The organism is Neptuniibacter sp. QD48_55, assembly GCF_047778115.1.
Taxonomy (GTDB): domain Bacteria; phylum Pseudomonadota; class Gammaproteobacteria; order Pseudomonadales; family Balneatricaceae; genus Neptuniibacter.
Genome location: NZ_CP180555.1, coordinates 2,507,926 through 2,534,103 on the forward strand (window position 1 = coordinate 2,507,926; position 26,178 = coordinate 2,534,103).

Here is a 26,178-nt window from a genome sequence, read left to right on the forward strand (position 1 = left end):
GTTCTTATGCTCCAGATAAAGATAGGTAAGTTGCATTTAATTCATTGGCGAAACGACGGCCTTTGCCGCGTTTCACTTGGCTGAGTTCGGTATCGATCCAAATCAAATCGCCACCTAAATCAATGCCATTTAAAGAGCTACTGCTGCGACCATCGCTTAAAACATAGATTGCAACATCAAGCTCTGGCTGTTGTTTGCGCAGCTGCTGTAGATAAGTTCGCGCTTCAACAAAAGCTTCGCGCATAGGTGTGCCACCACCGGCACCGAGTTGATCTAACCAACTCCGCAGCTCTTTCGGTGCCCTAATTCTAGAAAGCAAGTTTTTAACCTCGGTATTACCAAATCCAAACAGAGCGATCTGTTCACGATTCAAATACGCATTCTCTGAGATCTGCAATACAGCAGCTTTTGCATAAGCAAAGCCCTGCGCTTGTAGCGTAGAAGCTGAAGTATCTAACAAGACCAGATGTAAACGATCTGAACTCTTGCCCTGCTTCTTAAACTGCAGCGCCTTTGGTGGCCAGTTAGGCAGGCTGCTCATTAAAGTCTTAAACCAGTCAGGACGACTGCTCAGTTCTGATGTTTGCTTAATGCCCTGCTTCTCGTGGTTGTGAGTCATCAGATCAGGAAGCTCTATTGCCGTTTTCTCAGCCGTCTTCTGTTGCTGCGGCTTCATAGCACCCCACTCACCTTCACCGGACTGTTGTCGATGACTATCGTCCGGGCGTTTAAAGCCTTGCTGATCTTGCTGAGGCGGTGATGGCGGTTGCTGTGGAGGAATCTGCTCAGGCGAAACCTTACGGCGATGCGCTAAAACTAACTCTTCCACTGCATCGATATTTAGTTTTGTCACTGCCGCTTGCTGATTAAGTGCAGCATGGGTTAACGCTGCTCGATACCACACGATATCAGCACGTAGTCCATCAACCTGTGCTTGAGCACATCGCTCAGCAATATCTAAACGCAGCTCATCAGAACAAGTAACAGCTTGCAGCTTTTCACGAGCCGCTAAAATCTGACCAACCAGTTCAGTTTGTTGTACAGCATATTCGGCAATAAAGGCTTCAGGGTTGCGATCAAACTGCTCACGACGCTTTACAATCTCGACCCGCTCAAGGGGCGCATACTGGTTACTTAGGTTTACCGAAAAGCCAAAGCGATCATGCAACTGTGGGCGCAACTCCCCCTCATCTGGGTTCATTGTGCCAACCAATAGAAACTCAGAGCGGTGGCTATGGCTTATGCCATCACGCTCTACGCGGTTAATGCCAGAGGTAGAAACATCTAACAATAGATCAACGAGGTTATCAGGTAGCAGGTTCACCTCATCCACATAGAGCACCCCACCATGGGCTTTGCTCAGTAGACCAGGGCTGAACTGAATCTTCTTATCGTTCAGTACTTGCTCCAGATCCAGCGTACCCAACAGCATCTCTTCGCTAGCACCTAACGGCAGCGTCACGAACTCAGCCGCGACTAGATCATCCCCTTCCGCTTGAAGGTGATCGGGCAAAAGATCCGCCATACCGCGCGCTAGCGTAGACTTAGCACTACCACGTGGCCCACTGATCACCACCCCACCGATAGCTGGGTTGATCGCTGTAAGTATCAAAGCAAGCTTAAACTGCGCCTGCCCGCATACTGCTGTAAATGGAAAATGAGGCTTACTCATTCTGCTACCTATTAAATGTCTCTAAATCTAGCAACTACACTCTAGCGACTACAATCTAGCTGCTAGCCACTCGCATCTGACTACTGCTTAGGCCAGTGGGCATGATGTTCATCTATGACGAACTTGTGTTTATGCTTCTGCTTCGGATGATAATGGGGATGCACATGCGGCTCCGGCCCCTCCCATCCTTCGTGTTCATGCTGATGATGTTCATCATGTACATGTGGATGAAGATGATCCATCTCTGGATGCTCATGCCATAAGTCATGCTGATCATCTTTCTTCCAAACCAACATCGCTGCAACCAGCGCTAGCGCTGCCAATAAAGCTAAACCAAGAAAAGCACCGTCCATACCCAACCGACTACCTAGCCATCCTGCAAGCAGATAACCTAACAACCACATACCGTGAGTCAGGGCGAAATTCGCTGAGAAGTAATCGTTTCGATCACTCTCTTGGCAGGAGTTTCTAACTACTCGCCCTGTTGGAATCAGGATCAAACTTGTACCGACACCAATCACAAACCAGATTGGAAATAATCCCCAATACCCTGGACCGCTTAGCCCTGCCAACAGAGCAACAACCAACAACCCAGCTCCAATAAACATTACCGGGCGATCATGAACACTCTCAAGCAGTTTAGGCAATATAAACGCCGCTATCATTGAGCCTACGCCTGCTGATAGCATCAGCAAAGGCACCTGCTCTTCGGATAAACCCAACACCGCACGCACATAAACAACTGTGTTTACGATGATCATCGCACCAGCAGCGGAAAGCGCTAGATTGAGCAACAACACCGCCTGTAAGCGCGGCGTTTTAAGATAACTACGCACCCCAAAGCTAACCTTTTTCCAAACCCCACCGCTGCGATCGCTCACTGTATTTGCTGGAACAACCGCTAGTAGTAGGAACAATGCAGCGATAACAAAACCAACTGCATTCAACTCGAACAACAAGGCATAGCTAGTAAATACTAATAAGAAAGCCGCTAGTGCAGGGCTTAATAAGCTTTCCATCTCCATCGCTAAGCGCGATAAAGATAGCGCTCGGGTATATTCTTTTTCATCGGGCAATACATCGGGCAATAACGCCTGATAGACCGGGGTGTAACCTGCGGCCATCGCATTTAGCAGAAACATCAACAGAAACAGCTGCCACGCTTCCTGACAGAACGGCATTAATGCCACCAGCGCCGCTCGGCCAATATTCAACCCTGCTAACCATCTCTTTCGTGGTAACTGACTGGCATAACCACCCACAACGGGCGCCACACAAAGATAAGCGACCATTTTGATTGCTAGGGCTACACCTAAGACCCAGCCAGCATCACTAGGATTTAGATCAAACGCCAACAGTGCCAAAGCAACCGTAGTCAGCCCTGTACCCACCAGCGAAACTAATTGGCCAAGAAAAAGCCAACGAAACGCAGGATTACTAAGGGGCTGAAAAATTTCCATTAAGCGCTTTCCAACTGCGGCTCAGCAACGGTAACAGCTTTAAGTTTCGCCTCTTCCAGGCGGACTTCACGCGTAGCCAGTTGGACAATAAAATCTGAATCATGAGAGATGATGATCATCGCTTGCGGTAAACCTAGCAGCGTATCGATCAGCCTTTGACGCGCTTCCGTATCTAAAGCATTACTCGGCTCATCCAGCAGAAGCACTTCAGGCTCCATGGCTAATACCGAAGCCAGAGTAATCATACGTTTTTCACCACCAGACAACTGATGAGTGATACGCTCCTCAAAGCCTTCCATACCTAACGAAGCTAAAGTATCGCTCGCAATCTTCAACGCTTCTTCACGGCTTTTGCCAAGGTTGAGTGGACCGAATGCTACATCTTCCAAAACCGTTGGGCAGAACAACTGGTCATCAGGATCTTGAAATAGGAAGCCCGCGCGCGCGCGTACATCGATGAATTGCTTTTCTTCGCTGCGAGTTTCGCCAAAGGCCCAGATCTCTCCGGCTTTAGCTTTCTTTAAGCCCAACAATAGATGCAGCAAGGTAGTTTTACCCGCACCATTTGGGCCAGTTAATGCGACCCTTTCGCCTGCATGAAGGGCAAAATCGACGTTATCTAACACCACTCCACGACGTGGATAGCGATAACTTAAACCGGTTACTTTAATTAGTGCGTTTTGTTCACTCATAAGAAATTCAATCCGGTTAGAATGCAAAGGAAAGGCACAAACACCGCTAAGAAACGGTAATCTTCACTGCCCAAGCGCATATCATCAAACAGGTAAAACTGGCCTTTGTAACCACGGCACTTCATTGCATCCATAATCCGCTCTGAACGCTCTAACGAATGCACGAGCAACATGCCAATTAGATAACCAATCGAACGCCATGTATGCATATCGGTACGAAGCACAAAGGCGCGGGCTTGCATGGCTCTGCGCATCCTTTTGTACTCCTGCCCGATCACTTCAAGATAGCGCACCGTGAACAACATAAGGTGTACAAGTTTATCGGGTACCCGAAGATGCGCTAATGCATGCCCAAGCGTGGTAGCACTGATCGTGCCTACTAAAGCAAGCAACGCCAATACCACGGCATGGGCTTTCAAAAGGATCATTAGGGCATGAAAAAAACCCTCTTTACTCGCCGATAAACCAAACAAGGTAAACCAGGTTTCTCCGGGAGTGGTAAATGGCAGCAGGATGATCAAAAAGATCATAAACATATCCATCGCGATCACACGACGAAGGGTACGTTTAACATTTAACTGTGCTAGCACCGCCAACATAAAACCAGCGATAACGGCTGTAGTTAAAACAAAAAAGTTGTGTGAAAGCACTGTCGCAAACGCAAACAGCGTCACTAAGATAACGCGCATGCGCGGGTCAAGGCGATCAATCAACGATTGATCGTGCTTAACCTTCTGCCCCTTCCATGAGGTGCCGCTATGCTCAAGAAACTGAGGCATGTTCCTTTTCCTGCTGTTTCTCTTTCTGACGTTGGCGCCACCAGATACCTAAGCCGCAAAGTCCAAAGATATAACCGATACCACCCATCACATCTTGAAGACCTGCTTTCTCTTTATAGGCAGCCAATTCCTGACGCAATGGTTTAACCTGTTTTGCTACCGTTTTTTCGATCATCGCCTGCAGTGCTGCTTGATCACCATTAAACTGTGGAGTTTCACCACTATTGCCCGAAGCACTCACTGCGACATTACCGCCGGGTAAACTATCAGGCAGTTCATCAGCTGGTAGCGAGATTTCAAGCACATGACCTGCACTTAGATTGGCAAAGAAATAGTGATCAATTCGCTGCTGAGCCGAAAATACAAACAAACCATCAGCATCAGTTACAGTCTTACCGAGTTCATTACCGGCCGCATCAGATACGATAATTTCTGTACCTTCTTGAGCCATATCACCATTAGAGAAACCTACTTCACCTTCAATCGTGTTCCCAATAGCATAAACACCACCGACAACATTATGGGCATGCGCCCCTGAAGAAATCAGGGCAAATAGGAATATAAGTGGCGCTAATAACTTAGCCATAAGCGCGTTCCTCATCGAGACCAAAGAATTCAGGCTTCACCTTACGAATCAGCAACACAGCTGCCGCAGTGACAAAGCCCTCTACAATCATGACCGGAATATGCGCAACAAAGGTCGCTTTAGCTGCGAGCAAGAAAGCCTCGCCCGAAAGCATTAACGAAAATGCCACCATGATAGTAGTTATAACAATCGAACCTGCGCCACCAATAGCGCCCCACGTTGCTGCCACTTTAGGTGACTGCGAACCAATTCCATGCCGGCAGAGGTAATACACCAGCACCGCAGGTAACGCGATATTGACTGCGTTCACCCCTAAGACGAGGAATCCACCGAAACCAAAGAACACCGCCTGTAGAAACAGGGCAACTAATAGCGCAGGGAAAGCGGCCCAGCCAAGCGCTAAGCCGATCAATCCGTTCAGGATAAGATGCACACTGGATAAACCAATAGGCAGGTGGATATAAGAAGCGATAAAAAAGGCGGCTGAAAGTACGCCTACCTGAGGAAGATGATCATAATCCATCTTCTTCAAGCCTAAGCCTACCCCAGCTACTGTCAAAGCAGCACCTGTTGCTAATACCGAACCCGACAAAGCGCCATCTACAATGTGCATCTTGGTATACCTAAATTATTTAACTGAGTGAGCCTGAACCCAAATTACAGCATCTTGGGATAGCTCTTTGCCTTTATGCTCTTTATCAGAGCCAACACCCAAGGCACAGAAACCCCACTGGCCCGCTTTAGGGATACCAAAAGTAAAGGTACCGTTCGCGTCAGCAAAGATTGTTTGTGTGATAAATGCGTCAGCTGGAACTTCCATATTAGCCTCTTTTGCGAAAGCGTTAGCTTTCATATCAGGCTCATAGTTTACGTATTCCACTTCAATCTCGGCGAATGGAACTGGCTTACCTTCACTTTTAACAACGCCGGTAAACGTACCGCCTTCATAGATCGCGTAAGGCTTAGTCAAAGGAACAATCTCGGCCTTCAAACCAAAATCTTCATTCCAATCTGTTGGCAAGCTGCCGACGTTCACGATGGACTTCGTGATCTGCTGAATATAGATATCTTCAGATTCTTCAAAATAAGGTGCCATTTGATGAACAAATACGTAGTCACCTAGACCGCGTAGCTTCACATCAGCTTCGAAAGAGGTACCGGTATTATCAGCGCTGGTCCACTGAGATGGTTTAACAGAATCTAGCAACTCTGTTTTCTTACCTTTTTTGATTACATAGAACTGTTCAGGCGCTTCAACCTGCATCACATGGCCACTTTCCGCAGGGTGGGTAAATGGCATTTTTAGGTTGATCTGACCACCACGCTCACGCAGTAATTCTGGCGTATAAACCATTTGAAAGTGAGCTGATGCAATAGAAGAATAGAGCGCAGCGCCTGCTGCTACTGAAAACGCTAATTTTTTAAGCACAAAAAAATCTCCAACATAAAATATTGTCGGAGTTGGGAGGATAAGTATGTTTAGACAAACCAAACAATTACTCGGTGAAGCCCTCCGCAACACCACGGTAAACAACTATTAGGCTGGTATCCGGACTCATCAGCGAAGAAATTAACCTTCAATCAACTTACCTTCCCATATCCAAGATACAGTGGCATAAAAGCTGATATAACCAATTTACCGTTGCGGGGGCAGTGTTGGGATCGCTATTGAATCCTGGCTCATAAGCTCACCAACTTCCCGGGCTATCAAAATCGCTACCCGTGACCTCATTTGGGCATCAATTTCAGCCTGTACAAATGTACGACCTAATAAGCGCACAACTCTACCCGCCATACCCCTTATTTGCAATTGAGTTCTATTCCAGTGGTCATGAATAACGTAAATATTTAAATCCCAACTACACTAGGGATTAAGCACCTTCTTTTCGGAACTAAAAACAAGAACTCCAAGCATTAAAGAGGGCTCCAAAATATGTTTGCGCATAAACCCTTCTCTCTCATTGCTCTAGCCGCTTTGATTACTTCCTTATCTTTACAAACACAAGCTGACTGGTACGCCAGTTTTTCTAGCGAGTACCAACCCGAAGCACAAAGTGGCCACTATGCTTACAAACCTTTACTGCAATTCAGTGAAGGCAATTTTGGTACTTACCTAGAGTACGTATATGTTCCAAGGAATGGGCTGGATAATGGTCAAAATCTAACTTGGCAGGTTGAATACACATGGCAGTTAAATGAAAGCAGCATTTTTAAACTAGTTCATGAATTTGACCGTGCTATAGATAGTGACACCAATAGCGCCGAGCTCACTCCCATGTTCTACACCACGCTTGATAATGGCTTAAAGGCAGGGTTTGAACTGGAGATCGATTACTACCTCGATGGTGATTTTGATATCTATGAGATTGAGATCGAACCCACACTTAAATGGAGCCGAAACCTAGGCGAAGGCAAACTCAACCTGGAGTTAGAAGCCCCAACAATGCGTCTATATAGTAGCGATGATTCGATTAAGGATTTTGAATTCGAAGAGGTACTCCCTATTATCGGCTACGATCACCCTCTTTCTAAAAACTTAACCCTACATACCCTGCTAGAACTTCCTTACGACCTTCAGGAAGATGATTTCGACACTATAATCACAATTGGGCTTGGAGTTACCTTCTAGCCCTATTTGCCTTTATAATCCGTTTTTTTGATCTGGATAAGGCATCTTCCATGCTCTATGTACTTCCTGAAACAACAGGCGACATCATCGTCCTGCAAGCGAATGATACTCTGACAGCAAGCGATTACACAGAAACATTCCTACCGCTGTTTGAGCATGTAAAGAACACCCACCCTGAAGTTCGCCTGCTGATCACTTTTGCTCCAGATTTTTCAGGCTTTGAAGCCGGTGCATTATGGGAAGATCTAAAATTCGGCTCGGAACACGCCAATGATTTTTACCGTATAGCAATCGTTGGTGATCCTAAATGGACCGAATGGATGACTAAGGTAGGCGACCTGCTAACCCAAGGTGAAATGCGCCACTATAGAATGACTCAACTACTTGAAGCACTTCGTTGGATTAACGATGAAGATGAAGACGATGAGGAAGAAGAAACACTTTACCCTTTCGGCGGATAACGAAGCAGCTTGAACAATAAGGGCCATCTCATAACGGCCCTTTTTTAAGCTTAAGAACTAGTGCACCGTCAGCATGCCACTAGAAACCATTTGCGAATACAGGGCATCGCGCAGCTCTTGCGGCATATCGACAAAGTCCAGATTCCCGTACAGAAACACCTCTTCTAAATCTATTTCGATCACTTGGGTATCAGGCGCTACCTCAGCTTGAGGTTTGGCATCGTCTAATCCAGAGGCTTTTATAATTTTATATATGGTTTTACCGTCTTTCTTTTCCATCTTGGCCTCACTTACTACATAGAACTACTCACACAGTATACGCCCATAAGGCAAAAGCCAAACGCTATAAAGCAAAAGACCGGGCAATGCCCGGTCTTTTTAGTTACAAAATAAAGAGCCTGACTTATTTTGTTTCTAACGATGAAGCGACTTGTGCTTCAAAGTATTCGCGAGTCAACTTGAATACAACTGGGCTCAACAGCGCCAGAGCAATCAAGTTTGGAATAGCCATCATTGCGTTTAGTGTATCCGCAAGTAGCCATACGAAATCCAAGCTGATCATCGTGCCTACAGGCACAGCGATGATCCATAGGATGCGGAAAGGCATAATTACTTTCACACCAAATAGGTATTCAGCACAACGCTCGCCATAAACACTCCAACCTAGAATAGTTGTGAAAGCAAAGATCGCTAGAGAGATAGCAACAATGTAGTTACCTACACCCGGTAACGCATCAGCGAAAGCGGCAGATGTTAGTGCTGCGCCTGATACACCGTCAGTCCATACACCTGAAGTGATGATAACCAAACCAGTAATAGAACAGATGATGATTGTATCCAGGAATGTACCTAGCATTGCGATAAGACCCTGACGAACTGGATCCTTAGTTTGAGATGCTGCGTGAGCAATCGGAGCAGAACCAAGACCTGCTTCGTTAGAGAATACACCACGCGCCACACCGAACTGGATCGCAGCCCAAACAGCAGCACCAGCGAAACCACCTTCAGCAGCGTGTTCAGTAAATGCATAAGTAAAGATAAGATCTAGAGCAGCAGGGATCGCATCAACGTTAATTGTTAGAACAACTAGACCTGCAACAAGGTAACTGATTGCCATCAAAGGTACCAAAGCACCCGCAACCGCACCGATACGCTTAATACCACCTAGCAATACAGCTGCAGTGAGCACCATCAGGATTACACCTGTCACCCATGCTGGCATCTGGAAGTTTGCTTCTAGAACATCAGCAACCGAGTTAGATTGAACTGTGTTACCAATACCGAAGCCTGCGATCGTACCGAAAACAGCGAAAGTCGTACCCATCCACGCCCATTTTTTACCTAGGCCATTTTTGATGTAGTACATTGGACCACCAACGTGGTTGCCATTCTCATCAACCTCACGGTATTTAACCGCTAACACAGCCTCAGAGAACTTAGTCGCCATACCTACTAGCGCAGTACACCACATCCAGAACAGAGCACCTGGGCCACCTAGAAATACAGCCGTAGCAACACCGGCAATATTACCAGTACCTACCGTTGCAGACATTGCTGTCATCAAGGCTTGGAAAGGTGAGATTTCACCGGAGCCTTTTTCGGACTCAGCCGTATTTCGGCCGCTCCACATTAATTTAAAACCAGTGCCCAATTTTAAAATTGGCATTAGTCTCAAACCTAGCTGCAGGAATAAACCTACACCTAAAATTAGTACCAGCATCATTGGACCCCAAACGATGCCGTTAACCGCACTTATAAATCCGGTCAATGCTTCCATTATGATTCCTCTATATTGTTTTTTTCTTCGAGGGAAAAATAACTGCTCTGTTATTTTTTAATTTTCAGATAGCTAATTCCTAAGGGTTTAACCCTAAAGGTTTCAGCCACATCTTAAACACAGCAATCTGCTCTTTTTCTCTTCGTAGCGAGACGGGGCTTAGTGTGCTCGCCTGGCTCTTTGACATAGAGGGGATGCCTGAACATCTGGCTATATATCAAACAACCTTATCCTGCCAAGGGTAAGTAGCCCAGCAGCCCCCACCTCTTTGCTACGAATAGAATTGCGCATTACGATATGCTAAATAAGCCAGAAAATGGCTTTGAATTAAAAAAATAAACAGTGGTATCAGCTACGAATTTCTAAATTAGCAGTGAAATAAACTATTTAAGAGGTAGATAGGATTATTGAGGCCATAAAGCCCGAGAAACAAGAAGAAAAAAGGTGCAAATCAGAGCCCTGATTTTGCACCTTCTATAGAGGGTTACGAAAAACTCAACTTACCGATTAACATTAAACTTAATAGGCAGCTCCAGTGTTTCTCTTACCTCTTCCATCACGATATAACTCTTAGAGTTCTTAACTCCTGGAAGAGTCAAAAGCATATCACCCAATAAAGCACGGTATTCAGACATGTCATTAATACGCGCCTTTAGAAGGTAGTCTGCATCACCCGAAACTAGGTGGCACTCCAATATATAAGGCAGCTGTTCAACCGCCTTATTAAACGTCTGGAATGCATCTGGTGTTTGATAAGAGAGAGATATCTCTACAAATACCAACATATTGTATTCAAGCAACTGTGGGTTTAAGCGGGCATAGTATCCTTCTATATACCCTTCTTTTTCCAATCGCTTCACACGCTCTATGCAGGGCGTCGAACTTAAGCCGACTTTCTCTGCAAGATCAACGTAACTAATTCGCCCATCGTTTTGCAAAGTACGCAAAATGCTTACATCTAAGCGATCTAGCGTACGCTTCTTACTATTTGTCATGCATTGATATCCACTATGAAAGTAAAATATGCAGGTTATTATTCTGTATTATAGCCAAACTTTAGCGCCTTACACTGGCAAAAACCAAATAAACTAGTGTTTTCTCATTAACATAAAAAATACGAAAATGAGGTCACATTATGCAGGTACTGGTTTTAGGTGCAGGAGTGGTTGGCGTAACGAGCGCTTGGTATTTAGCCAAGGCTGGCCATAAGGTAACTATAATCGATCGACAGGTCGATGTCGCGTTAGAAACAAGCTACGCCAACGCTGGCCAGATCTCTCCTGGTTACTCTGCTCCTTGGGCCGGACCCGGTATTCCCCTAAAAGCTGTTAAGTGGCTAATGCAAGATTTAGCGCCATTTATGATCAGCGGACGCGACGTTGATACGCAAACTCTCGCGTGGATGACCAAAATGTTATCTAACTGCACAGAAAGCGCTTACCACACTAATAAAGCCCGCATGGTTCGCCTAGCTGAATACAGCCGTGATTGCTTTATCGATCTGCGCAATGAATTAAATATAGACTACGACCAGCGCACTAAAGGTACCTTGCAAGTGTTTAGAACAGATAAACAGATGCAAGATGCCCAGAAAGATATCTCTGTTCTAGAAGAGAGCGGCGTAGATTTCCAAAGCTTAGATCGCGATGGCTGTATCGAATATGAACCTGCCCTCGCGAATGTTAAGGAAAAAATCGTAGGTGGCCTTCGCTTACCAGGTGATGAAACAGGCGATTGCTTCAAGTTCACCAACGCCTTGGCTGATGAGTGTAAAAAGATGGGTGTCGAATTCATTATGAAAACCGACATTCTGAATATAAACACTGAAGGCGATCAGGTCGTAAGCGTTTCCACTTCGCGCGGCACCATGACAGCCGATTCTTATCTTGTTGCACTAGGTAGCTATTCTACCCCTGTACTTTCTAAGATCGGTCTAAAAGTACCTGTTTACCCAATTAAAGGCTACTCACTAACACTGCCGATTATTGATGAAAGCAAAGCACCAACATCTACAGTGATGGATGAGACTTATAAAGTTGCGGTGACACGTTTTGATGATCGTATTCGTGTTGGCGGTACTGCCGAGATCGCGTCCTATAACAAGGAGCTGGAAGAGAAGCGTAAAGCTAATGTTGAGTTCGTTGTTAACGATCTCTTCCCTGGCGGCGGTTGCACAGAGAATGCTGAGTTCTGGACGGGCTTACGTCCAATGACACCGGACGGCACACCAATTTTAGGTGAGACTCAATTTGAGAACCTATTCCTTAATACGGGTCACGGTACACTAGGCTGGACCATGTCGCTAGGCTCGGGCAAATACGTGTCTGACATCATCAGCAACACCGCTCCAGATATTGACAAAGAAGGCCTATCGCTAGCGCGCTACGCCTAAATACTTATCACCCTATAACAACTATTTTCGGAGAACCGGCTGCTCCCACTGTCCGGTATCTCCTTTTTATTACAGGAATAAAATCATGCAGAAAGTTACAGTTTCCACAGACAAAGCACCTGCTGCGATTGGCACTTATTCACAAGCAGTAAAAGCAGGCAACACTGTTTATATCTCTGGCCAGATCCCGTTGAACCCAGCAACAATGGAGATGGTAACTGATTCATTTGAAAGCCAAGCGGTTCAAGTTTTCGAAAACCTTAAAGCTGTTGCAGAGGCTGCTGGCGGTAACTTAAACGACTTCGTAAAGATCACTGTTTTGCTTTCCGACCTAGAATATTTCGCGCAAGTTAATGAAATCATGGCGAAATACTTTGAAGCCCCTTATCCTGCTCGCGCAGCTTATGCAGTAAAAGCGTTACCAAAAGACGCTGACATAGAAATTGAAGCTGTTATGGTTGTATAAAACCAACCAAACGAAACTATCTGAACCAACAGTCCGGAGTGAGTATGGCTAGAGCAGCCACAGCAACCATTAACTTAGATGCTATTCGACATAACTATCGCTTAGCTAAATCTGCCGCCCCCGATCAAGGAGCGTTAGCCATTATCAAGGCTGATGCCTACGGTCACGGCGCAGTTAAAGTTGCACAGGCCCTAGAAGATGAAGCCGATGGTTTTGGTGTTGCATGTATTGAAGAAGCAGTAGAGCTTCGCGAAGCGGGCATCAACAAACCAATCCTTCTATTAGAAGGCTTCTTCTCAGCCGATGAACTGAACTATATCTCTGATAAAGAGCTATGGTGCGCTATTCATAGCGTGGAACAGATCGATATTCTGGCTAAAGCTGACATAGATAAACCTATTAGCGCTTGGCTAAAAATGGATAGTGGCATGCACCGCTTAGGTGTGAAGCCAGAAGATTACGCTGCTGCGTTTGAAAAACTGTCTCAGCTAGATCAGGTCAAAGAGGTAGTTCTGATGAGCCACTTCTCATCTGCTGACGAACCTGAGCTTTCAGCCACCAATGAACAGATCCAACGCTTTGATGCAGTAGCCGCAACTCTCGATGCAGCGGTTAGCTTAGCAAACTCTGCAGGCACGCTCGCACATGAAGATGCCCGCAGAGATTGGCAGCGTCCCGGCATTATGCTGTACGGCGCAACGCCATTTGCTGAGTCACAACCACTGGCCGATCAACTGCAACCAGCGATGACCCTAAGCTCTGAAGTGATCGCAGTGCGTGAGCTTGAGGTGGGCGAACCCGTTGGCTACAGCCAAACCTGGAGATGCAGCCGCCCAAGTAAGATCGGCACAGTTGCGATCGGTTATGCCGATGGTTATCCGCGGCATGCTAAAAGTGGCACACCAGTTTTAGTCGATGGACATAAAACGCAAATCGTTGGTCGCGTTTCGATGGATATGCTGGCAGTAGATCTGACAGATATCCCGACGGCTAATGTCGGCAGCCATGTGGAACTGTGGGGAGAAAACCTTCCTGCGACTGATATAGCCAAGTGCAGCGATACTATCCCTTACACCCTATTTACCGGCATTACCCGCCGCGTACATAAGAAATATATTTGAGAACACAATGAGTATTGAACGTATTGAATCTACTGATCGCATGAGCCGTATTGTTAAGCACAACGGTACCGTTTACCTATGCGGTCAAACTGCTGGCGAAGCACAGTGGGACATTGCAGAACAAACACAACGCTGCCTAGACAAGGTTGATGACCTACTTGCTAAAGCTGGCAGCAGCCGTAATCAGATCCTTTCTGTAACCGTTTATATCCGCGATATGAAAGACTTCGCGGCAATGAACGCTGTGTGGGATGCATGGGTTGCTGACGTAGAAAAACCGGCACGTGCATGTGTTGAAGCGCGTATGGCTCGCCCAGAAATTCTAGTTGAGCTATCTGTTACAGCAGCTTACTAATACGCAAAAAAAAGGGGATCAAATGATCCCCAATATTCGCCAGAAAATTCTACTCCAGCTACTACTTTTTTATTTTCGATCTACTTAACTGTTATCTATAAACCGCCTTGGGTTAACTTGGCTGGATCGAGTAATTTCTGTAACTCTTCCACTGATAGATCTGTGTTTTCTGCCGCAACTTCAACAACAGGTCGCCCCTCTTTATAAGCCTGCTTAGCAATCTCAGCCGCTTTCATATAGCCAATAATAGGGTTTAGGGCTGTTACCAAGATTGGGTTACGAGACAGCGCATGGTTTAGCTGTTCTTCATTCACCTTGAAGCTGGCAATTGCTTTATCCGCTAGTAGACGACTTACGTTGCTTAGCAGCTTGATGCTGTTGAGCAAGTTGCTCGCCACTAAAGGCAGCATCACGTTCAGCTCAAAGTTGCCCGACTGGCCTGCTACGGTAATAGCAGCATCGTTACCAATTACCTGAGCTGACACCATCGCGGCTGCTTCTGGAATAACGGGATTCACTTTACCCGGCATGATGGAAGAACCTGGCTGAAGCGCTTCCAATTCGATTTCCCCAAGGCCAGCTAGAGGGCCGGAGTTCATCCAACGCAGGTCATTGGCGATTTTCATCACAGAGACAGCCGTCGCTTTCAGTTGACCAGACAGTGCAACCGCGACATCTTGTGAAGCGATATGCGCAAAGAAATCATCTGCTGGCGTAAATTCTAAACCGGTAAGCTGGCTTAGTTCGGCATTAAAGTTTTTAGCAAACTCAGGATGGGCGTTAATGCCCGTACCTACGGCAGTGCCACCCTGCGCAAGGCTCTGTAAAGTTGGCTGAATCTGTTTTAGATGATGGACATTTTGCTTAATTTGAGTCGCCCAACCATTAAGTGGCTGACTCATCCGAACCGGCATCGCATCCATCAGGTGAGTACGCCCAGTCTTCACAAAACCATCAACGGCTGCAGCTTTATCTTCAATCGCTTTCTGTAGATATTCCAACGCCGGCAACAGCTGCTCTGATAGTTCAACTGCGGCACTGATATGAATACTAGATGGGATAATGTCGTTACTACTTTGACCACAGTTGATGTGATCATTTGCACCTACATTGTCGCCATAAATATCTGACGCAATTGCAGCCAATACTTCGTTAGCATTCATATTGGAGCTTGTACCAGAACCTGTCTGGAACACATCTACCGGGAAGTGACGCATCAGGTCATCTTCATTTAGCAATTGCTCAACCGCTTGAGCAATCGCACTACCCATCTTCTCTGGAATTTGATCTAGCGTGACATTGGCTTTTGCTGCCGCAGCTTTCGCTTGTAATAAAGCGCGAATAAATGCCTCTGGCATCGGCTGACCACTCACAGGAAAGTTATTCACAGCACGCTGCGTTTGGGCTGCATACAAAGCATCAACAGGTACTTCTAGCTCACCCATACTGTCTTTAGCTATACGTGTCTTACTCATCTTATTTATCCTTATTTTTCCTGACTGCGGTTAACGGCTTAGACCTGAGAGTACGTAATGGCAGGTCATGTTCAGCTCATACTTAAGCTTGCATAGGTAAGCCTGCCCATCTTGATTATTTGCAAACAGCCGCGCCAATTGGCCAAGAGGCTTATTGATGTTATCTAGGCAGCAACAACGCCAATGACTAGGTATGAGTTCATCCGCTACCGTATCTAACAATAGACGGAACTGACGTTCATAGTGCTGCTTCAGCGATTCCACACTCTTCTGCCGGCATGTATCTATATCCAAGTAATGACTGATCAAACTTGGATTGTCCGGTTCTTTTGCAAAACGTATCTGCTTCTGGACATGTTGCAGATATTCGTTAATCGGCGAATCAAACTGAGCTGTTTGCGACATAAAAACAACCAAATCTAAATGATAATTACAATCACTATACATTAGATTTAATTCACCGCAAGACGAACTCAGCAATAATTTAAAGAAAATGAGATTAAAAATGATTCTCAATAATATATTATGTTATGACATAACATTTAAGAGATAGACAAAAATGAAAAAAGGTATACACCCTGATTACGACTACGTTATCTTCCGCGACACTAGCTGTGGTAAGGATTTTCGTATTCGCTCAACTGTTAAATCATCTCAGACTGTTGTTTGGGAAGATGGCAATACTTACCCGCTTGTCACACTGGATATCTCCAGTGCATCGCACCCTGTTTATACCGGTGAGAAACGTCAGGCGAAATCTGAAGGTCGTATCGCACAGTTCAACAAACGTTTCGGCAAACACGCTCGCTAAGTGAATGAGGTGTTCTCATGCAAGTATTAACCTCTTTAAAAACAGCTAAAAACCGTCATCCTGATTGCCAGGTGGTAAAGCGTCGCGGCAAGCTTTACGTGATCTGTAAATCAAACCCGCGCTTCAAAGCCCGCCAAGGCAGCGCAAAAAATAAACGCTAACCTCGAGTTAGCGTTTCTTGTGTATATAGATCAACCTAACTATCTTTTTAAGGAACCCCTTAAAAAATAGATGGTTAAATGATCGTTCGCTGCGCGCTTCTATTAATAGCCCTGTTTTTATCTAATCCTCTCATCGCTGCTGGCCTACCTGTTGTTAATTACATGATTGACGGACAACAGATGAAGTTTAAAGGTCAGAAAGTAGCTGAAGGAGGCGGCTATGTTTTTAACCCACTCGCTGATAAATCCGTTGTAATCTCTACGACGAACTGGCCACCCTATATCAGTAACGAGCCCTGCAGCAAAGGCTGGGCGTTCGACCTAGCCATTTCCGTACTTACCAGTCGTGGTTATAAAGTCACCATCAAGTTTTTACCTTGGTCTCGCGCAGTGATGACCGTAGAAAGTGGTTGGGCAGATATTCTATATCCTGAATATTTCATTGAAGATTCAGCCCCCTCGGACCATTTCAAAAACACCTTTCGAAAAAGCCTAGTTGCTTTATCCAACCCTTTCCCTGGTGGAAATATCTCATTAATGAAGCGACGCGGGGAGCCAAAACTATTTTTTGGGGATCTTCAGCACTTAAGCGGAACGAAAATAGGCGTGGTCAGAGGTTATCAAAACTCCCCTGAATTTGATGCAATGATGGATGAAGGACTATTTGAAGTATTTGAAGCTAACAATGATCTGCAGCTGGTCAAGCTTCTCTTGGCAAAACGTGTAGATCTCATTCTTGGAGACCCAAAGGTATTTCGCTATTCGGTAGCCACATCGAATCTACCCTTTCATATCAAACAACAGGCAAATGAGGTCATGGAAGAGATTGTGCCTGCTGTCAGCTATAACCCACTTCATTTTGCGGTTAGTCGTCAAAATGCAAACTGGGAGCAGCTCTTAAAGGATATCAATGAAGGATTAAATGAACTACAAGCCAATGGCGAATTGGAGCACTTAATCAATCAAGAATCAAATTGCAGCGATCCATAGCAAGCCGCTAGTCATAATGTTTTAGCGTTAATTTATGACTTAAAGACAACAAACTGAATCCTCTTAAATTTCTATCAAACCGCAAAAAATTTAAAATATACGTACGCAAAGCATATCAATTTAGGCGAACCTATTAATAAACTTAACTCTTCTCAATTCCATGTTGAAAACAACGTCTAAATAATTGAAAACCAGCAGCTAAGGCAGTCTATTTTGAACAATAAAAATTGATCTTGAATAGCTAGTTATAAACGAAATCCTTTTATAAATTTTACTGTAATTGATAAACAGTCGATCCATTCATCACAACAGCTTTGTAAACTTGGGCTCCACACTCAAAAAACATCGAGTTACCCAATGTCTTAGATATACATCCTGCTGGTAAGGCATTTAAAATCCCAGCTGGTTGAACCACCACGTAACTCACCTGCCCCGGCACTTGCTTATACAGAACACCATTACAGTTTTGGTAAGCCATACCTGATATAACCTGCGTATAACAACCACCCGGCAACACAGTAACAGGTTGCGCATCACGAGCATCGTCACGGCGATCCATTCTTCTCGCGGTTCTTCTGGCAGCCTGGCGTGCTTCGTCATTATCATCCCAATCAGCCTGAGCAGATCCGCCTAAATTTACCCCATCAACATTTGCATCTATCACAGGTAACGCTGCGGTAAACACAGTAGCTGTTAGAGCAATTACAAGATAACTTTTGATGTTCATGATCTTTCTCCAACTCAGTAAATGATTAAGTTAGAAAAATGATAATTGTTGAAGAGGAGTGGGGATATACCGGAAAGTATATACAACGGCCAGCACCGCTGACCGTTATAGAGTTTAATATGCTCTTAAGATCGTTATTCAACCATATTGGCTTTCTTTCGTAACTTTAAAAGGTTCTCTTGAAATCGATCAGCCCACATTTGTAAAAGTGCATCTATATCGTGAAAATCACGCTGATCCCCCGACCAAGTTTCAACGTCACCTTCTAATCTATCCTCAATTGAGAGCAACATTTGATCAGAGGCTCCATCATATAAATCCAGCCTGATTCCCGCGACAAAGATAGTCTCTTCGTTTCCGGCAATACCGTTATAAGCTTCCTTTCCTGCCTTATAGATCAAACGAATAGGGATAAAATCTCTGGCAGTCATTCCAGGCTCAAGACGCTGAGCATCCAGTAAAGTCACCTTCACATTCAATTTTTCTCCAACGTTGAGTACCGACTTTCCAGAAGAGTTTGAGGTTTGAATGTAATTCAATTTTTGGTTTATAAGTTTAGGAAAGAAATTTTGAACCTTAGATATGTCATCTGCTGTCACACCCACAAATTCGCCTCTTCGATCCACCTCAACACCCACAACCTCTATCTGGTAGTAGCCAGCAAGTTGCTCTTCCGTCACCTGTGGGTGTCGCCAAATTTTAGCTGTATCTACCCATGGATGCGGTTTATACATTCCTTCAGAAGAAGGCTTAGATTGCTGTACACCGCAACCAGCTAGAGCCAAAAGACATAAAGGTAAAAGCAAAAGCCTTTTATTAATGTGCATCAGAAAATCCACTTATCAAATAAACCTACTTAAGATTTGTAAATCGTTACCTAAAAAAACCAATGATTAACGATCTTCTAGCAGTCCTGCGACGAGTAACAAGCGCATTAACTGGGCCACACTTCTTACGCCCAATTTATGCATTACTCTAGAGCGATGAATCTCAACTGTACCTTGAGCAATCCCAAGATCGATAGCAATCACTTTATTAGCGCAGCCCTGAGCGACAAGGTGCATTATCTCTTTTTCTCTTGCCGTCAGTGAATCTAAGCGCTGCTGTACTAAAGATTTCTCAGCTAGCTCTTCTCTAGATTGCTGATCACTTAGAATCGCTTGCTCGATTTTCTCTAGTAACTTCGCTTCTCGGAAAGGCTTTTCAAGAAAATCCAAAGCGCCTTTTTGAATACACTCTACCGCCATTTCAACATCACCATGACCAGTGATAAAGATAATTGGGATCAGAGCCTTTCGTTTGATCAATGCATCTTGCAAAGCAAGTCCGCTCATACCCGGCATTCGGATATCTAAAACCAAACATCCAGGCTGCTCAGCATCAAAAGCATCGAGAAAACTAGTCGCATCGATAAAGTCACGCACCTCGTAACCATCGGATTCAGCCATCATGCGAATCATATCCCTAAGCGTGGCATCATCGTCGACTACAAACACTGTACCTTTCTGATTTTCTGTCATAGCGCTCTACTCAACTTCCTTTTCTTCAACAACGGGTAAACGGATAATAAACTCCGCTCCTTTTAGCGAATGGTTCCCGGCTGTCAACTTACCTTTAGCCGCTTCAATTAAGTTTCTACAAATAACTAGCCCTAATCCCAAACCACTTTCCTTGGTGGTTCTAAAGGGTTCAAACAAGTGCGCTTGTATTTCTGTATCAAAACCCGGGCCATTATCTAGTACGGATAAGCAGATATGCCCATCTTCCTTATACAGGGTCAACTCAATTCTGGCATCCGCTTGATTCTCTAACACCTCTACAGCATTGTTAATCAGGTTGACCAACACTTGTTGCATCTGCGTTCGGCTCATTTGAATCCAAGCCGTTTCTGTCTGATTAAATTCCACTTCAACACCAGCTTGCAACGCTCGATGGGACATAATATCCATACTCTCTTGGATAACGTCGGTGAAATTAATGATGTCTTCTTTGGCTGGCTCTCGACGGATAAAAGACCGTGTACGCTGAATAATTTTGGCGGATCGTTCTGCTTCATCGCCAATTTTAGTAAGACATTCAAGTAATTTTGGATCAGCCTTACCCTGCTTACTTAAGCGCAAGGCGATATCAGAGTATCCCATAATGCCAGCTAGAGGTTGATTCAGTTCATGAGCTAACCCAGTAGCCAGCTGGCCCATAGTGCCCACTCGCTCTAAATGCACAATTTGGCTTTCAGCTTCCTGTCTTTGATTAATCTCATGAAGCCTAGCTCTATTTTCCTCTTCTATACGCTGGATCAACTGGTTAAATGCATCGGCGAGTTCATCTAGCTCATCCTCTTGTTCATTCTGAGTTCGATCTAGATTCAAAACAGGTTGATCAGTCCCCTCTTGCTGCTGCTTCATAAAGTTGATCATCCTCAAAAGGTGTTGACCGACAAGACTGCGAAAAAGGATAAACATAAAGAAAACAACAAATGCTGTTTTAAAACCATTTTTGATAAGAATGATATAGAGCTGACCAAGCATATGACTGAAGATTGCGTCGATACTAACGACTAACTCTATAGTCCCAAGTTGTTTCTCTTCACGCTGGATATTTATGGGGTAGCTTCTGGAATTTATAGATTCATTGGCAACATACTCCAAACGCTCACCATCAGCCAAATGCAGTTTATTGGCATCTACAAATTCTAACTGATTGATCCCCTGAAGCAGCTTATGCAGCTGTGCCCTATCATCTTTCCAGATTGATTCTGCAATCGCTGGAGACATGGTTGTTTCAATAAATTGCGGTACTTGATCCAACTTACGAGTCAGTTGACGAAATTCAAAGCCAAACTGAATAGCCGTGAGAATTAATGTCACTAAGGAGCTAAACAGTACCACCCGTAGGACAAGCTTTCGGCCCAACTTATATTGAAAAAATCCTATTTCTGAATTCTTTACCACGACTTTGACTCTACTTTTGCAAACCCCATATGGGTATATGCATATTTTCGGTTTAGATCCTATTTCCTACTATAAAAATAAATATTAAGCAGAGGGAACCTGCGAATAAGTCTCATACTTTCTCAGTGGGTTATAAAACGACCAGATACGCGAAAGCCAGCGCAGTGAAATGTCTAGACCTTTTCAAGTTAGCTGACAAAGTAGATGGTCGTTTTAGACCCCACCCTCTGGGGCTTGCAGAGCAACTGAATCACTTTGTTAATGATTTTCGACAGGCAACCAGCATGCCTGTAATCATTGCCTCGTGCTTCAATTGCTCTGTAAGCCTGTACCCAAGGGGCATAGCAAAGTCGTATAGGACTTGTTCGCAGGTTCCCAAGGATCAGTCTTGTGAAAATAGCATTGTCTACCCAGCAGATAGCCCCTGTCTATCCCAGCAAACCCGTACATGCTCAGAACAGGCATATTAGTATTCCGGAAAAAAGAGAGAACGCAGAATTCAAGGCTGTTTTACTTAATGCTCATCAAGTAACACAAGGAAAAGAACTTGTGGAGATATATCGTCATGTCACCGAACGGGCATCGGAACTGTACAACGCAGAAGCAAAACCAAGCGAGTTAGAGATTTACCAGTATGATGGTAAGCGCGAACTAAATATCAAACATCATTCAGCCGCGCATAGATTACATATAACAGTCTAATGGAGGGTTGGCGGCTCTTTAGGTTCATCTGGAACGATGATATGGCCACTACTATCAAGTACTAATACACCATGTTCTACACCTAACTCCAACATCTGCTGTAGCATCATCTGAGTAAGGTGAGCGCTAATGATCAAGCCTGCTGGTGGATCACCTTCGAACAGATCTTCGTCGATTAGATCTTCTGGTCGAAGCCCCAATAACAACGGGTTTTCTGCAACTAAGGGTGCTATCTCTTCAGGAGCAAAGACAGAGTAATCAGAGGAGATGTCTAGCGCTTGTTGATAGGCATCTTTATTACGGGAGTTTTCCTGCAAGGCATCTAAAAATGCTGATTCCGCTGCAGAAAAAATGCCGGATAGTTTACTCGCACCACCTAAAGCGATATTTCGAGTAGCAACCTCAGAAGTGCTGTAGTCCACATCGATTGAGTATTGGGAGTCTTGATTCAACTCCTCTTCGTCTACCAAGACATTTCCCTCTTCATCAATATCAAGCCACTCTCGCTCAACAGCAACAGCTAACAATCCCTCTAACGCTGCCGCTAAAATATTGCAGCAAATAATGACTCCGACAGAAGGGTTTTCGCTTTCTTGACGATTCATGATCAGATCACCTGCGCGTGCAGCAAGTAAGGTCGGATCTTGTTCGATGATCTCAGCTAGCCTATCCGCTTCAATAAATAGCACCTCATGACACAAACGTTCTGCTGTAAGGTAAGGTTCTGAACAACCGTTTGCCTGCATTCGTGACACATATTCTGCACGTACATCTTCCAGCAAGGCTGTCAGTAATCCACTCATAAGGCACCTGATTTATAAATTAATTTGCAAGATTAGCATTTAACACTAAGGTTACTATGACAATGGTCGATTGTTACTAAGGAAGCAACAAAAAAACTTAAGGAAATCAAAAAATGCGCGCATGGAAACAAGGCTCTGACAAACCGACCGAAGAGGAAGAAGGCAGTATCTACATTTTGTCGGACAATTAGAGCAAAGAAAGCAGCCTGTCATATTGGGTAGTTATCGACAGGCTTTCTTCTAGTGAAGCGTCATACCTATAGGTGCAACACCTTTCTTAACCTCATCAAAACGCTCACGCAGATCAACTAGCTTAGTTAAACCGTAGTCCTCTGGCGACTTTGGCAGTTCAAACCAATCCAATGCCCAAACACGCGTCATCAGCTCATACTCACCGATCAAGGCATCTAGGTAGATCATCACGGCTTCAACTCGTGGATCCATATCCAGAACTTTAGGCGCATCTTCCAAATAGATTTCTAAATGCAGACGCTTTTCCACAATGACTATACGGAACCAAAAATCCGACAGCTCACAAAACTCTTCGCCAATATTGATCGTCAGTGGTACTGGGTCATAACGATTATTAAACGCTTTGAACTCAATACCCGATAGGTCTGGCGCAGCACCAATCAGGCTCAATACTGACTGAATAGACTCAGGAAAGCCGTCACAACCGAATACCATTTCGATTGCTCCATCCTGATCTTCATCACTTTGAAAATGAAACGTCAGGTTACGATCAATTTTCTGCAACTGCTCGCGATACTGAGTTAATAGAGGCTCAGCATCAAAACGGTCGTCACTACGGCTAGACAGCAACTGCTCAATTGTATCCTGCAGTTGCTCCCAGAACGAGCTTATCTGTTTTCGATCTAAAATCATTAGCGGGTGTGCTTATTACTTCGTGCGGTAAATCTTATGTGCGTGGTACAACAACACCTGTTTGACCTTGATATTTACCATCTCGGTCTTTGTATGATGTCTCACAGACTTCATCACCTTGAAGGAATAACATCTGTGCAACACCTTCATTGGCATAAATTTTTGCAGGTAGTGGCGTAGTATTAGAGAACTCTAACGTTACATGGCCTTCCCACTCAGGCTCTAAAGGTGTGACGTTCACGATGATACCACAACGAGCGTAAGTGCTTTTACCTAGGCAGATAGTTAAGACATCACGTGGGATTTTGAAATACTCAACAGTGCGCGCTAGCGCGAAAGAGTTAGGCGGGATTATGCAAACATCCGATTGGATATCAACAAAGCTGCCCTCATCAAAGTCTTTAGGGTCAACAATCGATGAATTGATGTTGGTAAAGACCTTAAATTCATTTGCACAACGAACATCATAACCATAACTGGAAGTACCATAAGATACGATGCGTGAGCCATCCACTTCGCGAACCTGACCAGGCTCAAACGGTGAAATCATATCTTTCTCTTCCGCCATACGACGAATCCAGCTATCTGCTTTAATGCCCATATTGGCTTTCCATCCGGGTGATAATTTCGAGCCGGCAATTGTACCTTTTTTACGCATAAGGAACAAAAAAAACGGCCTCAATTGAGGCCGTTTTTGATTGAAGGGGGGATTCAATTCAATTTTTATAGGTTTTACTATTTCTAGTTGAGAAGATTAGCAGTCTTCTCATATTGCTCAGCTAACCAAAACTCTGCTGCAGTTTGTCCTTCGTCACGCAGTGTATTTGCCTGACGACGAAGCTCTGCAGCCATCTCACGCCGAGTTAAAGCAGAGGGTTTTGGCTTCATCATTTTTATATTTGCAGTTGCTCTATAATCCATCGTTCATCCCTTTACTTATTTTTATAGTGTTTGTTATTTATACAACTTGAACTTTAAATTGTAGACCCCTTTACTGAATCCACCCAAATAAATGTTCAATATTTGATCAAAATCAATTTATAGATCAAGTATGAAAACGATGTTACACGACCAAACTAAAAAGGAACGCCAGAAACAAATAAAGCCCTATTAAGGGCTTTATTAAGAGTAAAAGAGCGATCAGTATTGCTTAATCATCTTCAACGATAATAGAAGGCACGCGGATATCATTTTCAGCGTTATGCTTTGCCAGTCTCGCAGCAAGCGTACGCGCAACCGTACGATAGATCTGCGCATGTTCACCTTCAGGGTCTGCAGCAACCGTAGGCGCACCTGAGTCAGCTTGTTTACGAATAGTCAGTGCTAAAGGTAACTTCCCTAACAATTCTGTGTCGTAAAGTTCAGCAATTTCAGCTCCACCGCCATCACCAAAAATAGCTTCAGTATGACCGCACTGGCTACAAATATGAGTGCTCATATTTTCCACAACGCCTAACACATTGATATCGACCTTACGGAACATCTCGATACCTTTTTTGGCATCAAGCAAAGCAATGTCTTGCGGTGTTGTAACGATAACGGCACCAGAAACAGGCACCTTTTGCGACAGTGTTAATTGAATATCACCTGTACCCGGCGGCATATCGATAAATAGATAATCAAGATCCTGCCAACGCGTCTGTGTTAACAATTGCTGAAGTGCGCCTGCGGCCATAGGGCCACGCCAAACCATAGCGGTGTTATCTTCGATCAGATAACTCATGGACATAGATTGAAGGCCATGGGCTTCTACAGGGTTAAATGTCTTTTCATCATAAGGCTGCGGACGAACGCCTTCTGCAACACCGAGCATCATACCTTGGCTAGGGCCATAGATATCAGCATCCAGAACACCGACTTTAGCCCCCTCTGCAGCCATTGCTAGCGCCAAGTTAACCGTAGTCGTTGATTTACCAACACCACCTTTACCTGAGGCAACCGCAATAACGTTTTTCACGCCTTCCATCACTGGAATGCTATTTTGGCTAGGGCTCGCCGATATGTTGTGACCAACAATTACATCGCATTTACCTAAACCATCAATCTCTAATAATTTAGCCTGCAGATCCGCTTGCAGTTTCGAAGCAACACCTTTAGATGGATAGCTTAATACTAGCTCTACGCTAGCTGATGATCCTTCTGCTTTAATTGCATTTACAAAACCAGCAGATACCAGATCTGTTGCTGCAACCTCATCCTGATACCGACCTAAAACTTGGTTAATTTGCGCTTCAATATTTGACACTTTTATACCGCCTAAAAATTTCTTACTTAACTCGGAAG

31 protein-coding genes and 1 riboswitch are annotated in these 26,178 nt (G+C 44.6%); of the genes, 10 read left to right on the top strand and 21 right to left on the bottom strand.

The window, feature by feature from the left end; translation table 11 throughout:
- Positions 1-4: 4 nt before the first annotated feature.
- The 7 genes from ACMXYW_RS11600 to ACMXYW_RS11630 all read right to left on the bottom strand — a co-directional run bounded on the left by ACMXYW_RS11600 (position 5) and on the right by ACMXYW_RS11630 (position 6,618).
- Positions 5-1,672: an ATP-binding protein gene (locus tag ACMXYW_RS11600; protein ID WP_415904166.1), complete on the bottom strand. Its 1,668-nt coding sequence runs from the start codon at positions 1,670-1,672 to the stop codon at positions 5-7.
- Positions 1,673-1,752: 80 nt separating this feature from the next.
- Positions 1,753-3,132: an MFS transporter gene (locus ACMXYW_RS11605; RefSeq protein ID WP_415904167.1), complete on the bottom strand. Its 1,380-nt coding sequence runs from the start codon at positions 3,130-3,132 to the stop codon at positions 1,753-1,755.
- Complete coding sequence (locus tag ACMXYW_RS11610; RefSeq protein ID WP_415904168.1) at positions 3,132-3,824, bottom strand: energy-coupling factor ABC transporter ATP-binding protein; 693 nt, start codon at positions 3,822-3,824, stop codon at positions 3,132-3,134. The genes ACMXYW_RS11605 and ACMXYW_RS11610 overlap by 1 nt, the downstream gene beginning before the upstream one ends.
- Entirely contained in the window at positions 3,821-4,603 is a 783-nt protein-coding gene (gene cbiQ / locus ACMXYW_RS11615) for a cobalt ECF transporter T component CbiQ (RefSeq protein ID WP_415885345.1), read from the bottom strand. The genes ACMXYW_RS11610 and cbiQ overlap by 4 nt, the downstream gene beginning before the upstream one ends.
- Positions 4,587-5,189 carry a hypothetical protein gene (locus tag ACMXYW_RS11620; protein WP_415904169.1) on the bottom strand — a complete coding sequence of 201 codons (603 nt, stop codon included), beginning with the start codon at positions 5,187-5,189 and terminating at the stop codon, positions 4,587-4,589. The genes cbiQ and ACMXYW_RS11620 overlap by 17 nt, the downstream gene beginning before the upstream one ends.
- Positions 5,182-5,802: a cobalt transporter CbiM gene (cbiM, locus tag ACMXYW_RS11625; protein ID WP_415904170.1), complete on the bottom strand. Its 621-nt coding sequence runs from the start codon at positions 5,800-5,802 to the stop codon at positions 5,182-5,184. Before cbiM ends, ACMXYW_RS11620 begins: the two co-directional genes overlap by 8 nt.
- 15 nt (positions 5,803-5,817) lie before the next feature.
- Positions 5,818-6,618: a DUF4198 domain-containing protein gene (locus ACMXYW_RS11630; RefSeq protein WP_415893796.1), complete on the bottom strand. Its 801-nt coding sequence runs from the start codon at positions 6,616-6,618 to the stop codon at positions 5,818-5,820.
- Between the two features lie 93 nt (positions 6,619-6,711).
- A riboswitch (cobalamin riboswitch) is annotated at positions 6,712-6,935 on the bottom strand.
- A gap of 187 nt (positions 6,936-7,122) precedes the next feature.
- On the opposite strand from ACMXYW_RS11630, the gene ACMXYW_RS11635 reads away from it, so the two are divergent.
- On the top strand, positions 7,123-7,818 hold the full coding sequence (locus ACMXYW_RS11635; protein ID WP_415904171.1) for a hypothetical protein: 696 nt from the start codon (positions 7,123-7,125) through the stop codon (positions 7,816-7,818).
- 50 nt (positions 7,819-7,868) lie between these two features.
- Positions 7,869-8,279 carry an STAS/SEC14 domain-containing protein gene (locus tag ACMXYW_RS11640; RefSeq protein WP_415898833.1) on the top strand — a complete coding sequence of 137 codons (411 nt, stop codon included), beginning with the start codon at positions 7,869-7,871 and terminating at the stop codon, positions 8,277-8,279.
- A 57-nt stretch (positions 8,280-8,336) separates the two neighbouring features.
- On the opposite strand, the gene ACMXYW_RS11645 is transcribed toward ACMXYW_RS11640, so the two are convergent.
- From ACMXYW_RS11645 to ACMXYW_RS11655, 3 genes are all read right to left on the bottom strand, one after another.
- The gene (locus tag ACMXYW_RS11645) at positions 8,337-8,558 is read right to left on the bottom strand and encodes a hypothetical protein (protein ID WP_415883857.1); all 222 of its coding nucleotides are present in this window, start codon (positions 8,556-8,558) and stop codon (positions 8,337-8,339) included.
- A 124-nt stretch (positions 8,559-8,682) separates the two neighbouring features.
- Positions 8,683-10,056, bottom strand: a complete 1,374-nt coding sequence (locus ACMXYW_RS11650) for an alanine/glycine:cation symporter family protein (protein ID WP_415884641.1) — start codon at positions 10,054-10,056, stop codon at positions 8,683-8,685.
- A 500-nt stretch (positions 10,057-10,556) separates the two neighbouring features.
- Positions 10,557-11,051: an Lrp/AsnC ligand binding domain-containing protein gene (locus ACMXYW_RS11655; RefSeq protein ID WP_415883856.1), complete on the bottom strand. Its 495-nt coding sequence runs from the start codon at positions 11,049-11,051 to the stop codon at positions 10,557-10,559.
- Between the two features lie 140 nt (positions 11,052-11,191).
- Here ACMXYW_RS11655 and ACMXYW_RS11660 point away from each other — a divergent pair, with 140 nt between their 5' ends.
- The 4 genes from ACMXYW_RS11660 to ACMXYW_RS11675 all read left to right on the top strand — a co-directional run bounded on the left by ACMXYW_RS11660 (position 11,192) and on the right by ACMXYW_RS11675 (position 14,390).
- Positions 11,192-12,448, top strand: coding sequence for a D-amino acid dehydrogenase (locus tag ACMXYW_RS11660; RefSeq protein ID WP_415883855.1), 1,257 nt, complete (start codon positions 11,192-11,194; stop codon positions 12,446-12,448).
- An 85-nt stretch (positions 12,449-12,533) separates the two neighbouring features.
- Positions 12,534-12,914, top strand: coding sequence for a Rid family detoxifying hydrolase (locus ACMXYW_RS11665; RefSeq protein WP_415901701.1), 381 nt, complete (start codon positions 12,534-12,536; stop codon positions 12,912-12,914).
- Positions 12,915-12,958: 44 nt separating this feature from the next.
- A complete protein-coding gene (gene alr / locus ACMXYW_RS11670; RefSeq protein WP_415904172.1) occupies positions 12,959-14,035 on the top strand; it encodes an alanine racemase in 1,077 nt (358 codons plus the stop codon).
- A gap of 7 nt (positions 14,036-14,042) precedes the next feature.
- The gene (locus ACMXYW_RS11675; RefSeq protein WP_415883852.1) at positions 14,043-14,390 is read left to right on the top strand and encodes a RidA family protein; all 348 of its coding nucleotides are present in this window, start codon (positions 14,043-14,045) and stop codon (positions 14,388-14,390) included.
- A gap of 95 nt (positions 14,391-14,485) precedes the next feature.
- Here ACMXYW_RS11675 and ACMXYW_RS11680 read toward each other — a convergent pair whose 3' ends face one another.
- Both ACMXYW_RS11680 and ACMXYW_RS11685 read right to left on the bottom strand, forming a co-directional pair.
- Positions 14,486-15,865, bottom strand: coding sequence for a class II fumarate hydratase (locus tag ACMXYW_RS11680; protein ID WP_415904173.1), 1,380 nt, complete (start codon positions 15,863-15,865; stop codon positions 14,486-14,488).
- 30 nt (positions 15,866-15,895) lie between these two features.
- Positions 15,896-16,270, bottom strand: coding sequence for a hypothetical protein (locus ACMXYW_RS11685; RefSeq protein WP_415893784.1), 375 nt, complete (start codon positions 16,268-16,270; stop codon positions 15,896-15,898).
- 154 nt (positions 16,271-16,424) lie between these two features.
- On the opposite strand from ACMXYW_RS11685, the gene ACMXYW_RS11690 reads away from it, so the two are divergent.
- From ACMXYW_RS11690 to ACMXYW_RS11700, 3 genes are all read left to right on the top strand, one after another.
- Positions 16,425-16,676: a type B 50S ribosomal protein L31 gene (locus ACMXYW_RS11690; protein WP_415893783.1), complete on the top strand. Its 252-nt coding sequence runs from the start codon at positions 16,425-16,427 to the stop codon at positions 16,674-16,676.
- Positions 16,677-16,693: 17 nt separating this feature from the next.
- Positions 16,694-16,837, top strand: a complete 144-nt coding sequence (ykgO, locus tag ACMXYW_RS11695; RefSeq protein WP_415904174.1) for a type B 50S ribosomal protein L36 — start codon at positions 16,694-16,696, stop codon at positions 16,835-16,837.
- Positions 16,838-16,915: 78 nt separating this feature from the next.
- Positions 16,916-17,827 (top strand): substrate-binding periplasmic protein, encoded by a 912-nt coding sequence (locus tag ACMXYW_RS11700; RefSeq protein WP_415904175.1) that lies wholly within the window; start codon positions 16,916-16,918, stop codon positions 17,825-17,827.
- 271 nt (positions 17,828-18,098) lie between these two features.
- On the opposite strand, the gene ACMXYW_RS11705 is transcribed toward ACMXYW_RS11700, so the two are convergent.
- From ACMXYW_RS11705 to ACMXYW_RS11720, 4 genes are all read right to left on the bottom strand, one after another.
- A complete protein-coding gene (locus ACMXYW_RS11705; RefSeq protein WP_415904176.1) occupies positions 18,099-18,554 on the bottom strand; it encodes a DUF6515 family protein in 456 nt (151 codons plus the stop codon).
- Between the two features lie 134 nt (positions 18,555-18,688).
- Positions 18,689-19,381 carry a hypothetical protein gene (locus ACMXYW_RS11710; protein WP_415898841.1) on the bottom strand — a complete coding sequence of 231 codons (693 nt, stop codon included), beginning with the start codon at positions 19,379-19,381 and terminating at the stop codon, positions 18,689-18,691.
- A 66-nt stretch (positions 19,382-19,447) separates the two neighbouring features.
- The gene (locus ACMXYW_RS11715; protein ID WP_415898842.1) at positions 19,448-20,074 is read right to left on the bottom strand and encodes a response regulator transcription factor; all 627 of its coding nucleotides are present in this window, start codon (positions 20,072-20,074) and stop codon (positions 19,448-19,450) included.
- A gap of 6 nt (positions 20,075-20,080) precedes the next feature.
- Positions 20,081-21,421, bottom strand: a complete 1,341-nt coding sequence (locus ACMXYW_RS11720) for an ATP-binding protein (RefSeq protein WP_415898843.1) — start codon at positions 21,419-21,421, stop codon at positions 20,081-20,083.
- A 474-nt stretch (positions 21,422-21,895) separates the two neighbouring features.
- Between ACMXYW_RS11720 and ACMXYW_RS11725 the strand changes: the two genes are divergently transcribed.
- On the top strand, positions 21,896-22,207 hold the full coding sequence (locus tag ACMXYW_RS11725; protein ID WP_415904177.1) for a hypothetical protein: 312 nt from the start codon (positions 21,896-21,898) through the stop codon (positions 22,205-22,207).
- On the opposite strand, the gene ACMXYW_RS11730 is transcribed toward ACMXYW_RS11725, so the two are convergent.
- The 5 genes from ACMXYW_RS11730 to apbC form a co-directional block, all read right to left on the bottom strand.
- Positions 22,204-23,010 carry a hypothetical protein gene (locus tag ACMXYW_RS11730; protein ID WP_415898845.1) on the bottom strand — a complete coding sequence of 269 codons (807 nt, stop codon included), beginning with the start codon at positions 23,008-23,010 and terminating at the stop codon, positions 22,204-22,206. The two genes, ACMXYW_RS11725 and ACMXYW_RS11730, sit on opposite strands and share 4 nt — an antisense overlap.
- A gap of 240 nt (positions 23,011-23,250) precedes the next feature.
- The gene (locus ACMXYW_RS11735) at positions 23,251-23,895 is read right to left on the bottom strand and encodes a hypothetical protein (RefSeq protein ID WP_415898846.1); all 645 of its coding nucleotides are present in this window, start codon (positions 23,893-23,895) and stop codon (positions 23,251-23,253) included.
- Positions 23,896-23,929: 34 nt separating this feature from the next.
- Positions 23,930-24,496: a dCTP deaminase gene (gene dcd / locus ACMXYW_RS11740; protein WP_415885367.1), complete on the bottom strand. Its 567-nt coding sequence runs from the start codon at positions 24,494-24,496 to the stop codon at positions 23,930-23,932.
- Between the two features lie 140 nt (positions 24,497-24,636).
- Complete coding sequence (locus tag ACMXYW_RS11745; protein ID WP_415881890.1) at positions 24,637-24,816, bottom strand: hypothetical protein; 180 nt, start codon at positions 24,814-24,816, stop codon at positions 24,637-24,639.
- A 229-nt stretch (positions 24,817-25,045) separates the two neighbouring features.
- Positions 25,046-26,140 carry an iron-sulfur cluster carrier protein ApbC gene (gene apbC, locus ACMXYW_RS11750; RefSeq protein WP_415904178.1) on the bottom strand — a complete coding sequence of 365 codons (1,095 nt, stop codon included), beginning with the start codon at positions 26,138-26,140 and terminating at the stop codon, positions 25,046-25,048.
- Positions 26,141-26,178 lie beyond the last annotated feature (38 nt).